At 69.0% G+C, this 18,581-nt stretch carries 4 protein-coding genes; 2 read left to right on the top strand and 2 right to left on the bottom strand.

The annotated features are described in order from the left end of the window. Positions 1–40: 40 nt before the first annotated feature. Both SX243_12495 and SX243_12490 read right to left on the bottom strand, forming a co-directional pair. Positions 41–1,102, bottom strand: a complete 1,062-nt coding sequence (locus SX243_12495; GenBank protein ID MDY7093782.1) for a hypothetical protein — start codon at positions 1,100–1,102, stop codon at positions 41–43. A gap of 119 nt (positions 1,103–1,221) precedes the next feature. Next, positions 1,222–13,608, bottom strand: coding sequence for an amino acid adenylation domain-containing protein (locus SX243_12490; GenBank protein ID MDY7093781.1), 12,387 nt, complete (start codon positions 13,606–13,608; stop codon positions 1,222–1,224). Positions 13,609–13,910: 302 nt separating this feature from the next. On the opposite strand from SX243_12490, the gene SX243_12485 reads away from it, so the two are divergent. Both SX243_12485 and SX243_12480 read left to right on the top strand, forming a co-directional pair. Then, positions 13,911–16,187: a DUF5916 domain-containing protein gene (locus SX243_12485; GenBank protein MDY7093780.1), complete on the top strand. Its 2,277-nt coding sequence runs from the start codon at positions 13,911–13,913 to the stop codon at positions 16,185–16,187. Between the two features lie 336 nt (positions 16,188–16,523). Next, positions 16,524–18,464 (top strand): hypothetical protein, encoded by a 1,941-nt coding sequence (locus tag SX243_12480; GenBank protein ID MDY7093779.1) that lies wholly within the window; start codon positions 16,524–16,526, stop codon positions 18,462–18,464. Positions 18,465–18,581 lie beyond the last annotated feature (117 nt).

The following is an 18,581-nucleotide window of genomic DNA, read 5'->3' as shown; positions in this document are numbered from 1 at the left end:
CACCGCCGGATTCACCCCTACCGAAGCCCGGCGATCCGCGTCACCGGCCCTCTCCCCCACCGGCGGGCTCGGAGTCTTCCTCGGCGAGCAAACCACGGATCTCCGCGGCCAGAGTCTTGCCGTTGAACCGGCGCTCGGCGGGGAGGGAGCGGCCGACGTGCATGAAGGAGGAAGGCGCCGGCGGCGGTCCTTCGGCCCAGCGGGTGCCCGGGGCGTAGAGCAGGAAGGTATCCCAGGCCAGCTCTTCCCCGAGCTCCAGGGGCTTGGACACCTGAGCCGCCAGATCGTGGGCGGGGGTCCAATAATGCACCACCCGAGAGTCCGGCAGGAAGGCGGTGGCCTCCTTCGCATCCTGGCGCTCCTCGCCGCCGAGCATCGGCCCCCACACCAGGTAGAGAGCCAGATCGTCGCTCTCGATGTCGTGCATCACGTAGCGCTGAATGACCCGGGCGCTGGCCAGGCAGATCCCGCATTTCGGCGACAGCAGCACCATCAACCGCACCTTGTCGGCGTCCTGATTGAAGCGTTCCCGCAGCTCGTCGCCGGAATCCGCCAGGGACTCCACCACCGCCGTAGTGCGCTCCGGCCGCGGGTCGAAGGCTTCGCCGGTACGCTCCAGCACGAAGGGCACGTGGTTGCGGCCATCGTCGTCGTACCAGCCGGTGAACATGCCCTCGATGCGGCTCCCGCCGTCCTTTACCTCGCCTTCGAAGAGATAGCGGGCGTTCTTGGTGCGTTCGGAGTCGCGGAAGAATTCCAGCGTCACCTGAGTGCCGTCCTGCTCGACGGTGGTCAGGGGGTAGAACTCCATGCGCTGACTCGGGATGTCGATATTGCCCCCCATCACGCCCTCCTCGCCGGAGGCCAGCTCCACCAGCATGTCGAGCTCGATCTCCCCTTCGGCGTAGACGATCCAACCCTGCCAGATCCCCTCCAGGGTCGGAGCTAGAGGATCGGCGGATGGGGTCTCGGATGGGGCTTCAGATTGGGAATGAGCGGGCAGGGCCACCAGCAGCGCGGCGCACAGCAGCGCAGCCCAAAGCAGCGCGGAGTGCGGCGCGACAAAACGGCGGCGGGCGCGGGACGGAAGGGAATGGGTCATGACCGGTGTTCTCCTCTCAGGGGGAAACTCTCCAGGGTTTCAGCGAAATCGATCTCATGGGATCCTCTAGCAGCGGGCCTCGAAGCTGCGGGCGCCGATGCGACTGCCGGCCGCCGGCCTCAACCCTGTCCCGGCAGGGGAACCAGCCGGCGGGCCAGCTGCTGCGCCACGGTGGCCACGTGGGGTGGTTCGTGCATGGTCAGGTGGTGTCCGGGAGTGACCACGAAGTCGAGGCCACCGCGCACCAGCTGGATCCAGGCCAGCTCCGGCCGCGGCGGATCTCCCGGCCGGCGCTCCTGCGCCCGCAGCAGCACGGCGGAGCCGTCCAGGGGCTGCGGCTCGTACCCGTAGAGCGCCGCGGCGTTGGCCAACAGCACCCGCGCCGAGCGCAGCAAAGCCTCCCGATCCAGCCGAGCGTCCTCTCCGAGCTGGTCCCGCGCCGCATTCCAGGCCGCCTCGAAGCGGGCCTCGAAGCCTTCGAGGGCGCGCAGCTCCTCGACTTCCGGAGCACTGCCGGTCTGGCCGGCGAAGACCGCCGCCAGCGCCGCCGCCTCGTCCTCCCGGGGTGGCATCTGGTCCAGGCACGGGGTGTCGAAGAGGGCCAGCAGCTCCACGTCTTCTCCATCCGCCAACAGGCGCTGAGCCAGCTCGTAGGCCACCATCCCGCCCATGGACGCTCCTCCCAGGCGGTAGGGGCCGGCGGGCTGGCGCTCTCGCAGCAGACTCAGGTAATGCTCCGCCATCGCCTCGATGGAGGTCAGAGGCTCCTCCCCCGACTCCAACCCCAGGGAGCGGAAGGCGTAGAGCGGCGGGCTGCCGCCGGGGACTGCTGTCAGAGCGCGGGTCAAGGAGCGGCCCAAGGACCGAAACGTGAAGGCCTGACCGCCCACCTGGTGCACCAGGAAGAGGGGGCTCTCTCCTTCCCCAGCGTCGGCACCGAGGAGTACGAGACAGCTGGCAGGAGCCACCTCAGCGCTTCCGGCGGCCGCCTCCACCCGGCGGGCCAGACCGCGCAGGCTGGAGCTTTCGAGCACCGCGCTGGCGGGGAGGCTGGCGTTCAGCTCCTCCTCCAGCCGCGCTCCCAGGCGGATGGCCATCAGGGAGCTGCCGCCGAGCTCGAAGAAGTCGTCCCCGGGGCCGACGGTGTCGACCCCGAGCATCTCTTGCCAGATGCCGGCGATGGCCGCCTCGGTGGCTGAGCCGTAGGTTTGGGAGGTGGGTTCCTCCGGCGCCCCAGCGGGAGGCTCGGCAGGAGCCGGCATCGCCGCCGGTCCCGGTGAGGCACCGTTGGCGCCGACACGAGCACTGGCTCCGGCGCGATACTCCCCACCGGCGAAGGGGTAGGTCGGCAGGGGCACTCGCCGCCGCCGTTCCTCCGCGTAGTAGCCGGTCCAGGAGACCTCCACCCCCACCGCCCACAGCCGGCCGATGGCGGTGGTCCAGGCTTCCAGATCCTCCTTCCGCTGCCGCGGGTGGGGCAGCGAGGTCTGGATCAACACCGCCGACGAAGCCCGGGGATGACGCCGCGCCAAGGTCGCCAGCTGGCGGCCGGGGCCCACTTCCAAGAGCAATGGGGCTTCCAGGAGCCCCGGGTTCGCCAGCGTCGCCGGGGAGTCGGACTCGGCCCCACCGGGCTCCTCCAGCAAGAGGTTCAGTCCGTCGCCGAAGCGCACCGTGCGGCGCAGCTGGTCGGCCCAATATTCCGGGTCCAGGGCCTGCTCGGCGGTGAGCCAGCGGCCGGTGACGTTGGACAGCACCGGCAACCGCGGCTCCTGTCGCTCCACCGCCATGACCTCGAAGACGAAGTCCTCCGCCGCCGCTTCCATGGAGCGGCTATGGAAGGCGTGGGAGGTGGTCAGACGGCGGCAGGAGACGCCGCCCTCCTGGAGCCGCTCTTCCAGCGCCGCCACCGCCGCCTCGTCCCCGCTGGCGACGCAGGCCCGGGGGCCGTTGACCGCCGCCAGCTCCAGGCCGTGCTCCTCCAGCAGAGGCTGCAGCTCCGCCTCCGACAGCTCCGCCGAGAGCATGGCGCCAGCGGGCATCTCGGCCATCAGCGAGCCCCGCAGCGCCACCAGCCGCAGCGCGTCCTCGAAGCGAAAGACCCCGGCGAGGGTCGCCGCCACATACTCCCCCACCGAATGCCCCAGCAGCGCCGCGGGCTCGACCCCCAGGCTCTGCCAGAGCTTCGCCAGAGCGTGCTCGACGGCGAAGAGCACCGGCTGGGTGTAGCGGGTGTCGGCGAGACGCCGATCGGCCTCAGCCTCGGTCTCGGCATGGGAGTGGGCGTCACCCCTGGCGCCGAAGAGCAGCTCCTCAAGCCCCACGTCGAGGATCGGCTCCAGCACCTCCGCGGCGCGCTCCAGCTCAGCCCGAAAGACCGCCTCGTGATGGAAGAGCCTCGCCGCCATGCCGGCATATTGGGCTCCCTGACCAGAGAGGAGAAGTACCACCGGCGGCGCCTGAGGTCGGCGCTCCCGGGTCCACACCTGCTCCGGAGCCTCTCCCCGTAGCGCCGCCACCGCCTCGCCGGCGTCGCGGCAGACGACGGTGCGGCGATAGGCCATGGCCCGCCGCCCCACCTGCAGGGTGTAGGCGACATCCGCCAGCTCCCGGGAGCTCAGAGGAAGCCGGTGGTCCAGATGGGCCGCCAGGCGCTGGCTCATGCGCTCCAAGGCCTCCGGGGTCTTGGCGGAAAGTACCAGCAGCTGCACCGGCCGGCCTTCGCTGCCGGCCGGCGGCGGCGGAGCTTCCTCCACCACCAGGTGGGCGTTGGTACCGCCGATGCCGAAGGAGCTGACCCCCGCCCGCCGCGGCCTGCCGTCCCGGCGCCAGGGCAACAGCTCGGTGGCCAGGCGAAAGGAGGAACGGTGGATCTCCAGCTCCGAATTGGGTTCCTCCATGTGCAGGGTCGGCGGAATCTCCTCCCGTTCCAGCGCCAGCACGGTCTTGATCAGGCCGGCGACGCCGGCGGCGGCGTCCAGATGGCCGAGATTGCTCTTCACCGACCCCAGGGCGCAGCCGTTGAGGTGGTTCGGGTCGGAACCGAAGGCCTCCCGCAGCGCCGCTACCTCGATGGGGTCCCCCATGGGTGTGCCGGTGCCGTGGGCTTCGACGTAGGAGATTGACTTCGCCTCCACGCCGGCGGCGGCGTGGGCCTGGCGAATGGCCAGCGCCTGAGCGCCGACGCTGGGGGCAGTGAAGCCCACCTTGCGGGCGCCGTCGTTGTTGAGGGCCGACCCCAGGATCACCGCCCGCACGGTGTCGCCGTCCGCCACCGCCCGGTCGAGCCGTTTGAGCACCACCACCCCCACGCCGCTGCCGCCGACGGTGCCCGCGGCGCCGGCGTCGAAAGCTCGGCAATGACCGTCTGGGGAGGCGATGCCCCCCTCCTCGAAGAAGTATCCGCGCTGCTCGTCGGCGCGGATGCACACACCGCCGGCCAGGGCCAGCTCGCAATCTCCCCGCAGCAGGCTCTGGCTCGCCAGATGCACCGCCACCAGCGAGGTGGAACAGGCGGTCTGGACGTTGAGGCTGGGACCGTGGAGATCGAGGCGGTAGGAGACTCGGGTGGGCAGGTAATCCCCCTGGTTGCCCAGGTGCAGAGCGTACTCCCCCACCGAGCGCACCAGATCCGAATCCGCCATCAACCGCGGCAGATAGCCATTGGCGCTGACTCCGGCGAAGACACCGATGCGCTCCCCCCGGGCCGGAGCGATATAGCCGGCGTCCTCCAGCGCCTGCCAGGAGGTCTCCAGAAACGCCCGCTGCTGGGGATCGACGATCTCCGCCTCCCGCGGCGGGATCTCGAAGAAGCCGGCGTCGAAGCGGTAGGGGTCGTCCACCGCCCCCCGGCGGCGCACGTAGCGGGGATCCGACAGCACTTCCTCCGGTACCCCGGCCGCCCGCAGCTCCTCCTCGGAGAAGTCCCGGATCAACTCCCGGCCTTCCCTCAAAGCCCGCCAGAGCTCTTCCACATCGCCGGCAGCGGCAAAGCGGCCGGCCATGCCCACGATGGCGATGGCGGTGCTCTCCTGGGCGTCCTGCGCCGGCGCCGGCGACACCTCCGCGGCCTCCAACGGCTCCTCCACCCCCGCCAGCGCCGCCGCCAGGGTGGCGACGGTGGGATAGCGGAAGAGATCCGCCATGGGCACGTCCCGATCCAGCGCCTCCGCCAGCCGGCCGTGGACTCGGGCGATGAGCAGGGAGTGACCGCCGAGGTCGAAGAAATTGTCCTCCCGCCCCACTTCCGCGACGCCGATGACGTCCCGCCAGACCTCCGCCACCACCGTCTCCATGCGGGTGCGGGGAGAGGCCGCCGGCGCCCCCTCGACCTGCCGTGCCTGCTCCGGCGACGGCAGCGCCTTGCGGTCGAGCTTGCCGGTGGCGGTCAGCGGCCATTGCTCCAGGGCAACGAAGGCGCTGGGCACCATGTATTCCGGCAGCTGGGCCCGGGCGGCGGCCCGCAGGGGCTCGGAGAGATCCGCCGGCGAGGCACCGGTGGTGGTGTAGTAGGCCACCAGCCGCTGATCCCCCGGCACGTCCTCCCGCACCAGTACCACCACCTCCCGAAGCCCCGCACCGTCACCCGCCGCTTCCGCCAGCACCGACTCGATCTCCCCCAGCTCGATGCGGTAGCCCCGGACCTTGACCTGGGTATCCCGGCGGCCGAGGAACTCGAGCACTCCGTCGGCCCAGAAGCGGGCCCGGTCACCGGTGCGGTAGAGCCTCCCCCCGGCGTCCTCCGGCCCGGCGAAAGCGTCCGGCAGGTATTGTCGAGCGGTGAGGGCCGGCTCCTGGGCGTAGCCGGTGGACAGCACTTCGCCACCGATGAGCAGGTCCCCGGCCACCCCCACCGGGCAGGGCTCGAAGCTCTGGTCCACCACGTGGTAGCGGGCGTTCTGAATCGGCCGGCCGTAGGGGATGCTGGCCCAGGTCGGATCCACCGCCCCGACAGGATAGAAATTGGACCAGATGGTGGCTTCGGTGGCGCCCCCCAGGCCGATGACCTGGACCTCCGGGAAGGCCCGCCGCAGGCGGTCCGGCAGGGACACCGGAATCCAATCGCCGGAGAGGAAGACCAGCCGTAGCGGCGCCTTCGCCGGTCGTTCCGGCAGCAGCGGCACCAGCCGCACTAACGCCGCCGGCGCCGAGTCCCAGAAGGTGATTGCCTCCCGCTGCAGGATCTCCACCAGCCGCAGGGGACTCTCCAGCTCCTCCTCCGACGCCAGCCGCACGGTGCCGCCGGCGCCCAGGATGCCGAAGATGTCATAGACCGAGAGATCGAAGGCCAGGGCGGTGGTGAAGAGCACACGGTCCCCAGGCCCGACGGCGAAGGTCCGGTTGACCCAATGGATGAGGTTCACCGCCGGCCGGTGGCGCACCATCACCCCCTTGGGACGGCCGGTGGAACCGGAGGTGAAGATGATGTAGGCCAGATCCTCGGGTCCCGCCCAGGGCGCCGGCGCCGCGGCGCTACAGCCGGCGACGTCGGCGGCGGTGACCAGCCTCCGCTCCTGAGGGCCGGCGACGCCCTCCGCTGCGCTCCCTTCCCCGGGATCGTCCAGACAGATCACGTGCCCCAGAGCCTGCAGAGGCTCCGGATCGTCCAGCGGCGCCACCCGGTGGGATTCGGTGATCAACACCCCGATCTCTTTGTGGTCGATGATCCACCGGCAGCGCTCCGCCGGCCAGGAGCTCTCCAGCGGCACGTAGGCGGCACCGGATTTGAGCACCGCCAGCACCGCCACCACCATCGCCGGCCGCCGCGGCAGATGCACTCCCACCAGGGTTCCGGGGCCGGCTCCCAGGCGCCGCAGCTGATGTGCCAGCCGGTTGGCCCGAGCATCCAGCTCGCCGTAGCCGAGGGTCTCACCGGCGGTGACCAGCGCCGGCGCCGACGGCTGCCGCTGGACCTGCTCCTCGAAGAGCCGGTGCATGGTGTGACCCGCGGGGAAGGCACCGGCGGTATCGTTCCATTCCAGGATCACCGCCTGGCGCTCCGCCGGCGCCAGCAACGGCAGCCGCCCCACCGGCAGATCCGGCTCGGCGGTGAAGCCGGTGAGCAGGGTGCGCAGCTGGCCCGCCATGCGCAGCGCCGTGGTGGGGTCGAAAAGCTCCGTGTCGTAGCGCAAGGCGAGCTCGACCCCGACCTCGTCCTCGCGCACGAAGAGGGCGAGATCGAATTGGGACTCGCCCCGGCGCACCGGCACGCCGGCGGTGGCGAGGCTGCCCAATCGCAGGGTGTCCATGGCCGGGTCCGCCGGCACCAGGAGGGTTTGGAAGACCGGCGCATGACTGAGGTCGCGGTCCGGCGCCACCTCCTCCACCAGCCGTTCCACCGGCAGCGCCTGGTGAGCCAGAGCTCCCAAGACCACGCCGCGGACCCGGTCCAGGAGCTGCCGCGGGGTCGGGTCCCCCGCCAGGGAGACGCGCAGCGCCAGGGTATTGACGAAGAGGCCCACCAGGCCCTCGAGCTCGGAGCGGTCCCGCCCCGCCACCGGCGTTCCCACCACCACCTCCCGCTGCCCCGAGACCCGGGCCAGGAAGGACGAGTAGATGGACAGCATGGTCATGAAGCAGGTGGTGCCGGTGTCGTGGGCCAGCTGGTGCACCGCTTGGGCCACCTGCGGATCCAGCGCCACCGCCACCAGGTCGCCGCGATGACTTTGCAGCGACGGCCGGGGATGGTCTAGAGGCAGCTCCAGCACCGCCGGCGCTCCCGCCAAGACCTGGCGCCAATAGGTCACCAGCTGCTCCAACGCCGCCTCGTCCAGGCGCCGGCGTTGCCACACCGTGAAATCCGCATACTGCAGCGGCAGGGGCCGCAGCCTGGCCGCCGGCTCCGCCACCTGCGGATCCTGCATCGCGGCATAGAGCTCCGCCAGCTCGTGGAGCACGATGGCCACCGACAGGCCGTCGGTGGTGATGTGGTGCTGGGTGAGCTGAAGGTGGTGCTCCTCCCGCTCCAGGCGTAGCAGCGTCCAGCGCATCAGCGGCAGCTGGTGGAGGGCGAAGGGACGGCGCCCCTCCCGCTCCCGCAGGCGATCCGCCACCGCCCGCCGCGGTCCCGGCGGCAGCCCCGACAAATCCACCACCGGTAGCGTCACCGTCAGCTCGTCCTCGACCTGCTGCAGCACCCGGCCACCGGTCTCGACGAAGCGCGTACGAAGGGCCTCGTGACGGTTCACCAACGCCTGGATCGCTGCCTGAAGGCTGGCCACCGCCAGCGGTCCCTGGACGCTCCAGGCCCGGGCGATATGGTACGCCGCCGGATGGGCGATGAGCTTGTCCAGGAACCACAGCCGCTCCTGGGCGAAGGACATGGGCATGCCGCCGTCCCGGGGCAGAGGCCGCAAGGGAATCTCCGGCAGCGCGCTGGCGACGGTGTGAGCGTCTTCCACCCGCTCCGCCAACTGCGCCACCGTCGGCGCCTCGAAGAGCACCCGCACCGGCAGATCCACTCCGAAGGCCTCGGTGACCCGCGCCATCAGCCGGGTGGCCAGCAGCGAGTGACCACCGAGGGCGAAGAAGGTGTCGTGGCGGCCCACCCGGGGAATCCCCAGGAGCCGGGCCCACAGCGTGGCCAGCAGCTCCTCGGTCTCGCCCTGGGGCTCCGCTTCCTGCTCCGCGGTCCGCCCCCATTGCAGCTTCGGCGCCCGCTGCGCCAGGCGCCCGCGGTCCACCTTGCCGGTGGGGGTCAGGGGCAGCTGGTCCACCACCGCGAAACCCGCCGGCATCATGTAGTCCGGCAGCCGCGGGGCCAAGTGCTGCGCCAGCCGATCCGGCAGGTCGAGGGCCAGATCCACTTCGCCGTCCTCGGTCTCCACCGGCTCGATGAAGGCCGCCAGCCCCGCCGCCCCCGGCAACGCCACCACCACCGCGGCGTGGACCTGCGGATGCTCCTCCAGCTGCGCCTCGATCTCCCCCAGCTCAATGCGGTATCCCCGCACCTTGACCTGGTGATCCGTGCGGCCGAGGAATTCGATCTCCCCCCCGGGCAGCCAGCGCACCCGGTCGCCGGTGCGGTATAGGCGGCCCCCGGGGCGAGAGCCGTCCCCCGGCTCGCTCCCCTCACTGGGGAACGGGTCCGGCAGAAACCGGTCGGCGGTGAGGCCGGGACGGTGGAGATAGCCCCGGGCCAGGCCGGCACCGCCGATGAAGAGCTCCCCGGGAACCCCCAGGGGCACGGGGGACAGACGGCGGTCGAGGATCAGCAGGCGCTTGTTGGGCAGCACCCGGCCGATGGACGGCGGCCGGGCCTCCTGGGCGCGAGCCAGGGCGGCCACCTCGCCGGAGGTGGTGACCACCGCGTCCTCCGTCGGACCGTAGTTGTTGATCAGCCGGAAGGGCAGCCCCGGCCGCGGCGCCCGCCGCAGGCGATCCCCGCCCACCAGCAGGATGCGCAGCGCCAGGCCCGGCGGTGCCTCCTCCTCCAACATCGCCTCCGCCAGCGGCGTCGGCAGGAAAGTGACGGTGATCTGCGCCTGCGCCAGCCAGCGGTAGAGAGTCTCCGGGTCGGTGCGCGCTGCCGACGGCGGCACGTGCAGCGAAGCGCCGGCGGCCAGCGGCGGCCACAGCTCCCAGACCGAGGCGTCGAAGGCCGGGCTGGCCACCAGGGCACAGTGGTCACCGGTCCCCAGCTGGAACGCCTCGAGGTGCCAGGTCACCAGGTTTATGGCGCCGCGGTGGGTGACCTCGGTGCCCTTGGGGCGGCCAGTGGAGCCTGAGGTGTAGATGACGTAGGCCCGCATCAGCGGCTCGGTGGACACCGCCGGTCGTTGCGCCGACTCCTCCGCCACTCGATGCCAATCCGTCTCCAGATCGAGGCAGAGCACGTCCCCCTCCACCGCCGGCACCGCCCCCCCGGCGGTGAGCAACACCCGCACGCCGGAATCCTCCAGAGCGTAGGCGATGCGTTCCGAAGGATGCTGGGGATCCAGCGGTAGGTAGGCACCACCGGCCTTGAGGGAGGCCAAAGCCCCCAGCGGCAGGTGAACCCCCCGGGGCAGACACAATCCCACCAGCACCCCGTGGCCGACGCCGTGGCGGCGCAGCCAGCGGGCCAGGCGGTTGGAACGCTCCTCCAGCTCACCGTAGGACCAGCTCCTCTCCCCGTCACTCACCGCCAAGGCCTCCGGCCGTTCTTCCGCCCGCGCCTCGAAGAGCTGATTCAGCGAGCGCTGAGAAAGCTCCCGGCGGCCCCCCTGGCCGAGCACCAGAATCTGCTGCCGCTCCTCGTCGGCGAGCAGGCTCAGGGTCTCCAGGGGGGCGTCGGGATTGGCCACGGCGCTGCGCAGCAGCTGAAAATAGTGCTCCACCATGCGCTCCATGGTGGAGCGCTGGAAGAGATCGGTGCAGTACTCCCAAATCAGGGTGATGGCGCCGTGGTGCCCACCGTCGGCGCGGCGGGAGATGCGCTGCTCCGCCCGCGGGATGGCCACCACGTTGAGGTCGGACTTGGCGGAGCCGTTGTGGCGCTCCAGCAGCTCGCCCCGGAGGCCGCCAAACTCGGGCTCCGGCACCGGCGAATCGTGGAAGCTGAACATGGCCTGGAACAACGGATTGCGGCTCAGGTCGCGGTCCGGGTCCAGCCGCTCCACCAATTTGTCCAAGGGCATGTCCTGATAGGCGAAAGCCCCCAGGGCGTTGTTGCGCAGACTCTGGAGCAGCGCCGTGTAGGGCATCTGAGGGGTCAAGCGGGTTCGCAGCACCAGGGTGTTGACCACCATCCCCAGCATCAGCTCCACCTCTTTGAGGCGGCGGTTGGCGGCGGCGGTGCCGATGAGCAGATCCAGCTGTCCGCTATACCGCCACAGCAGCACCTTGAAAGCCGCCAACATGCTGATGAAGAGGGTGGTGGACCGGCTCCGCACCATCGCCCGCAGGGCCTCCGCCAGATCCTCCGGCACGTCCACCCGCACGGCGTCGCCGCGGAAACTCTGCATCGGCGGCCGGGGCAGGTCGGTGGGTAGCTCCAGCGCCGGGGGGCTGCCCTCCAGCATGCGGGTGAAGAAGTCCAGATACTCCTCCAGCACCTCGCCGCGCATCCACTGGCGCTGCCAGAGGGCGAAATCCCGCATCTGTACCGGCGGCGGTTCCAGCGGCGACGGCTCGCCGGCGGCGAAGGCCGGGTACAGGGCCTTGGTTTCCTTCAGCAGCTGGGCGAAGGCCCAGCCGTCGTGGACGAAGTGATGCTCCACCTGAATCAACACGTGGTGCTCTCGGCCGTGGCGCAGCAGAACCCACCGCGCCAGCGGCGGCGAGAGCAGATCGAAGGGCTCCTGAAGCGCCCGGCGCACCAGGCGCTCGGACTCCTCGTGGCGCACTGCCTCCGGCAGCCGCCGGAGGTCCAGCAGGGGCAATGGCACCACCATGGGCTCCTCGACGATCTGCACCGGGCTGCCGTCCACCGCCGGAAAGCGCGAACGGAAGACCTCGTGGCGGCGCACCACCTCCGTCAGCACCTGCTGGTAAACGCGGGGCTGCAGCGGCCCGTGGTAGGTGAAGCTGGCCTGGGAGTTGTAGGCGACGTTGCCGGGTGCCAGCTGATCGAGAAACCACACCCGCTCCATGGGAAAGGAGAGGGGCGCCGGCTTCCCCTCCGGCGCCGGCTCGATGGGCGGCAGCTGGAGGCCGGCGCCACCGCCCCGTACCACGGTCGCCAGCCCTGCCACGGTGGGTTGGGTGAAGATCTCCTGGAGGCTGACGTCGACGCCAAACCCGGCCCGCACCCGCGCCGCCAGCTGACCGATGAGCAGCGAGTGACCGCCGAGGGCCAGCAGATCGTCGTGGATCCCCAGCTCCGGCAGTCCCCACAGCTCGCTGCAGATCTCCACCAGAGCCGACTCCACCGGATTCCGCGGCGCCGTGGCCCGGTCCTCTTCCCCACCCTCCAAGCCAGGCTGGGACCGCCCGGCGAAATCCGCCGCCGACGGCGCCGGCAAGGCGTCCCGATCCACCTTGCCGTTGTGGGTCAGGGGCAGCTCCTCGAGCACCACGAAGGCGCTGGGCACCATGGCTCCGGGCAAATGCTCGTCCGCCCAGGCAGCGGCGCTCTCGACCTCGTGACCTGCGACTGGATGATCCAGATGCAGCACCAGATAGGCCACCAGCCGGGGCTCGCCGCCACCATCCTGCCGCGCCATGGCGTAGGTCCGGCGCACCGAGGGATGGCGGTCCAGCACCGCCTCCACCTCACCGGGCTCGATGCGCTGACCGCGGATCTTGATCTGATGATCCACCCGGCCGACGAAGTCCAGCTCGCCGTTCTCCAGCCGCCGCACGGCGTCGCCACTACGGTAGCGACGCCTTCCCGGCTCCTCCGCCAACGCATCCGGCACGAAGCGCTCAGCGGTGAGCGCCGGTCGGCCCAAATACCCTCGGGCCAGGGTGAGGCCACCGATGAGCAGCTCCCCCACCTCGCCTTCCGCCACCGGCGTCAGGGCCGGTGTGGCCACCGCCAGGCTCACCCCTTCCAAGGCATTGCCGAGGGTGGGCCTTCGCCCGGTGGTGCAGCGGGCCACGGAAGACCAAACCGTCGCCTCGGTGGGGCCATAGGCGTTCCACAACCGCCGGCCGCCGGCCCAGGCCGCCGCCAGTGCCGCCGGTAGCGCCTCGCCGGCACAGACCAGATTCTCCAGCTTGCCGAGGCGGGCGCTGGTGTCGCCGCTATCCACCGCCGCCAGCACCGACGGCGGCACCGTCCAATGGGTGATCTCTTCGGTTTCCAGCAGGCGCAACAGCTGCGGACCGGGCATCAAGGTTTGGCGATCCGCCAGCACCAGGCAGGCGCCGGCACCGAGGGCCATGAGGATTTCGAAAACGGAAGCGTCGAAGCTCGGCGGTGCCCACTGCAGAACCCGCTTCCCCGGCCCCGCTCCAAACCGCCGGCGCTGAGCCGCGCACAGCGTGCCCAGGCCGAGGTGGGGCACCATGACGCCCTTGGGCCGGCCGGTGGAGCCGGAGGTGTAGATCAGGTAGGCGAGATGGGCCGGCAGCACCCCGGAGACCACCGCGTCCTCGGGCTGCGACCGGGCTTGCTGCTCTAGCTCGCCGAGGTCCAGGAGCTGCACCGCCGCCGCGGTGAGGCGCTGGGCCACGTCGCCAGTGACGAGGGCGAAGCCGGCTCCGGAGTCACGCAGCTGATAGGTCAGACGCTCGTCAGGATGCCCTGGATCCAGGGGCAGGAAGGCGCCGCCGGCTTTGAGCACCGCCAGCATTCCCACCATCAGCTCGGGGCCTCGCTCCGCCGCCAAGGCCACCACCGTCTCCGGCCCGACCCCGGCGGTCCGCAGGCCCCGCGCCAGTCGATTGCAGCGGGCGTCGAGGTCTCCGTAGGTCAGAGTGCAGGGGCCTGCGCTACCACGGTAGCGGAGAGCCGGAGCCTCCCGGTGGCGCTCCGCCTGTTGCTCGAAGATCTGGTGGAAACAGAGAATCTCGGACCCTTCGCGGGATCCCACCGGATCCGGCGTTCCTCTGCATGCACCATCCTCCACCCCATAGCTCATGAACTCGACTCCTCGAAGCGATTGGAAGTCATGGCCCGATGCGGCTCGGGGCCTGCGGATACAGATCTCCCGATCGCCTTGCGAAGCCTCCTATGCAACTTCGATGGACGCAAAATCCGCAATTTCGGACCACTAAAATCATGATTACTATATAGTGAGATGTGTTTTTGTTCAATAACAACAATTAACCGTTGCCACTAGGTTTTTTGATTTTTGAGCCTCCTTCAGAGGCGGGACCGGGTCGAAACTGCCCCTTTCGGTCCCCTCTCGATACTGGACGAGGTTGATCGACGGAGGGATCGATGCAGTCATTGGGAGCCATTGGATCCGCCCTGCTCTTGCTCGCCACCGGCTGGGTCCATGCCCAGGAAGCAGCGCCCCCGAAGGCCGCCACCGAAGAGGTCCAGGAGGAGGGTCAGGAAGCGATTCGAGAAGCGGTTCAGCTGCGGCGGGCCACCTCCCCCGTGCGGGTCGACGGCAACTTGGACGAAGCCGCCTGGCAGTCCGCGGCGGTGATTCCCATCACCCACGAGTGGATCCCGGCGGACAATGCTCCACCGCCGGTGGCTACGGACTGCTTGGTGACCTTCGACGACGAGCGCCTGTACGTCGCCTTTCACGCCTACGATCCCGAACCGGAGAAGATCCGCCTGCATCTGGCGGATCGGGATACGGAGCTGCCGGACGACAGCGTCGGATTCCTCGTCGACACGTTCAACGACCGCCGGCGGGCCTTCTCCTTTCGGGTCAATCCTCTGGGGGTGCAATTCGACGCGGTGGTCAGCGACGTCGACCGCAGCGAGGACGCCTCCTGGGACACCATCTGGGACTCCGCCGGCCGGCTGGTCCCCGACGGCTACACGGTGGAGATCGCCGTACCCTTTCGCGCCCTGCGCTTTCCTTCCGGTGGCGAGATCCAGACCTGGGGCTTCCTGGCCACCCGCTCCTATCCGCGCTCGGTGGTCCACGAGCTGCGCTCCCAGCCCAATCAGCGGGAGCTCGACTGCGAGGTCTGCCAGCTAGGCCGGATCACCGGCTTCGAGAATCTGGAGACCGGCAACAACCTGGAGATCGTTCCCACCCTCACCTCCACCCGTACCGACGCCCGGCCCGCCCCCGGTGCCGATCTGGAGTCCGGCGACGAGGACCTGGATCCCGGCCTCACGGTGCGCTGGGGCGTCACCCCCAGCGTCACCCTCAACGCCACCATCAACCCCGATTTCTCGCAGGTGGAGGCGGACGTCGCCCAGCTCGACGTCAACGAGCGCTTCGCCCTCTTCTTTCCCGAAAAACGTCCCTTCTTTCTCGAGGGCGCCGACTTCTTCGCCACCCCCCTGCAGGCGGTCTTCACCCGTACCGTCGCCGATCCCTCTTTCGGCCTCAAAGCCAGCGGCAAAGCCGGCCGCGGCGCCTTCGGGGCTTTCGTCGCCGAGGACCAGATCAACAACTTGATCTTCCCCGGCTTCGAAAGCTCCGGCTTCGACTCCATCGACGACGAGGTCACCAGCGCGGTGCTGCGCTATCGGCAGGATCTGGGCCAGCGCTCTACCCTCGGCACCCTCTACACCGGCCGCCAGGGGGACGACTACTCCAACCACGTCTACGGTCTCGACGGAGTGCTGCGCATCACCGCTTCGGACACGGTGCAATTCCAGGCCCTGGGCTCCAACACCGAATACCCGCTGGCGGTGGCGGCGCGCAACCGCCAGCCCGAGGACCGCTTCAGCGGCTACGCCTGGCAGCTGGACTACCGCCACGGCGACCGCAACTGGTTCTGGCGCACCAACGCCCAGGTCATCGACGAAGGCTTCCGGGCGGACAGCGGCTTCGTCCCCCGGGCCGGCACCGAACAGGCCTTCTTCGACGTCATTCGGCAATTCTGGGGCTCCTCCGACAGCTGGTTCAGCCGCCTGGAAGCCCGGGTCAACGGCATCCGCATCCAGCGCCAGAACGGAGATCTGTCGGAGCAAGGCTTCAACTTCGAGTTCGTCTACCAGGGGCCGTACCAGACCCACATCGCCGCCGGCGTCCGCCCGAACAAGGAAGTGTTCCGCGGAGTCGAGCTGGACAACGTGCGCGGCGACATCCGCGCCTCCATCCGGCCCAACGCCGACCTGCGGGCCGAGCTCTTCCTGCGCGGCGGCGAGATCATCGACACGGTGAACGTGCGCCAGGCGGACTTCCGGCGCGTCGAGCCGACGGTGGACTTCAATCTCGGCCAGCGCATCTCCGGCCAGCTGCAACACACCTGGGAGCGCTTCTCCGTCGGCGGCGACCTCTTTCTCGACGCCAAGCTCACCCAGACCACGCTGCGCTATCACTTCAACCGCCGGACCTTCCTACGGGCGATCCTCCAATATCGGGACGTGGAGCGGGAGCTCACCCTCTACAACCCCGGCATCCCCCTGGCCCCGTCGGAGGAAGAGCTGTTCACCCAATTCCTCTTCTCCTACAAGCTCAACCCCCAGACCGTCATCCTGGCGGGCTACTCCGATCTCTCCGAGGGCAGTGAATCCGTCGATCTCACCCAGCGCAGCCGCAGTTTCTTCCTCAAAGTCGGCTACGCCTGGCTTCGATGAAGCAATCCACAATTGCACCCTGGCACCTAGGCGAACATGAGCAAAGTCAAAAATTGATTGTTAACACAACAATCGATAATTGTTGTAGCCTCTAACCACTGATTCGCCGAGGCAAAGATTCAAGGCAGTAGTGCTCCAAATCGGAGCCTCTGCAAGGCCATCGAGCTCCATCGAGTAGCAAGGAGTCAGCCCACCGTGGCTCTCCCGCTGCTGGATTACTGAAGAGGTGGGCCAAGAAACTATGCCCGTGGAGAGATGCTGCGGAATCCCGATTGGGAGAAGGAGGTAGTGGTGAAGAGAATCCCTTCGAGAGGTCTTTGGATATTGGCAGGCGCTTTGGTTCTCGGTTTCTTCTGGCTCTTCGGCTCCGCCCCGGAGGTGGCGCCGATTCAGGAAGCGGAGGTGCAGCTCGCCGATTCCGGAGTTCTTCAAGCTCGCTATCTCCAATGGTCCGAAGGCTTCGAAGCCAACGGCGGCAACAACCGCCTGGTGATTCCCGTAGGCTGGGCCAAGGGCCTGTCCAACGAATATGTGGCGGCCCGCGGCATCACCCGCTTCGACATCCCAGAGGCCCGGGTGACGGCGGAGGTTCCGGGTTTGCCCGCCGGCAGCGTCTGGGACCTGTGGATAGTGGACAACCAGCCGGGACCGGGCCAGTCCGTGATGCCCGAGACCGGGGACCGCTTCCAGCGCCTGGGCGAGCTCCAGGACGACGGCGTCACCGCTCGCCTCGAAGCCAGCCTCGAGCCGGGCTTCTTCGACGATTTCGAGATTGACCTGGTGGTGCTCACCCGCGGTGGCGTCACGCCGGACCAAGGAGTCGCCCTCACCGGTGCGCCGCGACTGTTCGAACGCATGTACATTTGGGGCGAACGGCAGATGGCCCAGGCCGAAGACGGCACCCTGGCTCTGGCCCCCCTGGCTCTGGCCCCAAGGCCGGCTTTTGCCGACACTCCTTTCAACAGCCTCGATCCCCTCATCGCCGAGGGCGCTGAGCTGTTCTTCAACGAGACCTTCAACGGCAACGGCCGCACCTGCGCCAGCTGCCACCCGGCGGAGAACAACTTCACCGTCGATCCGCGCTTCATCGCCAAGCTGGACGACGACGACCCCCTCTTTATCGCCGAGCAGGTACCGGCGCTGGCGGATCTAGAGAACCCCCTGCTGCTGCGCGAGCTAGGCCTGTTCAAGGTCAACGCCGACGGCTTCGCCAACGACGCGGTGCTGCGGCCGGCGCAGCATCTGCTCGGTCTGTCGCGCTATCTCGAGCCCGGCAATCAGGCGGTTCCGCCGCTGCAGCGCACCGGCTGGAGCGGCGACGGCGCCCCCGGCAGCGGCACCTTGCGGGAATTCCCCATCGGCGCCGTCACCCAGCACATGACCCAAAGCCTGGACCGCATCCCCGGCGTCGACTTCCGGCTGCCCACGGACGCCGAGCTCGACGCCATGGAGGCCTTCCTGCTGGCCCTGGGCCGCCAGGACAACCCGGATCTCACCGCCATCAACATGGCCAGTCCAGTGGCAGAGCGCGGCCGGGAGCTCTTCCTGGAATTCGCCCTGGGGCGGGCCAACTGCACCTTCTGCCACGCCCAAGGCGGTGCCAACAACCCGGGTACGACGCTCAACTCCAATTTCGACATCGGCATCGAGTCGCTCCCGGACCACCCCGGCGACCTCATCGATCCCGGCGCCATGGCCCCTGACGGAGGATTCGGCACCACCGCCCTCTTCGATCCCGACTCCGGCGACTTCGTGGGCTTCGGCTCCTTCGACCCGGCGGAGGGCAACGAGCTGCGCTTCAACAGTCAGCCCATCATCGAGGCGGTGGACACCGGGCCGTTCTTCCACAACCACGCGGTGAACACCCTGGAAGAAGCCATCGGCTTTTACAACTCCGACGAGTTCGGCAATTCGCCATCGGGCGGCTTGCGCTCGAACATCACTTCCACCGAGATCGAGGCCATCGCCACCTTCCTGCGGGTGATGAACGTGCTGGAGAATATCCGCGCCTCCAACCTACTTTCGGAAGCGGCCATCAGCGAGCTCAGCACGGCTACTGCCAAACGGCTGGCGGACCTCGCCTCCTTCGACACCCAGGACGCCTATCAGGTCTTAGATGAGAGGTACCTGTTCCCGGACCTCATCAAGAAGCTCCAACAGGCCTATCTGCTCGAACGCACCGCCTCCAAGACCCCGGCCAAGCCATTGCGCAACTATTTCCTCGGCCAAGCCGTGGACTTGAAGGACGACGTGGCGGCGGAGCTATTGGTGCCCTAGCAGCCCGTGGTGAAAGTCAGACGCCAGCGAGAGCGAGCAATTTTTCGCCGAATCAAGGCCGGAAAACCGCAGGCGATGCGGGTATCGGCGAGGTTTTCGAACGAAGATTCGGTGGAA

The organism is Acidobacteriota bacterium (assembly GCA_034211275.1).
GTDB lineage: Bacteria > Acidobacteriota > Thermoanaerobaculia > Multivoradales > JAHZIX01 > JAGQSE01.
This window is presented reverse-complemented; position numbering and strand designations above follow the sequence as displayed.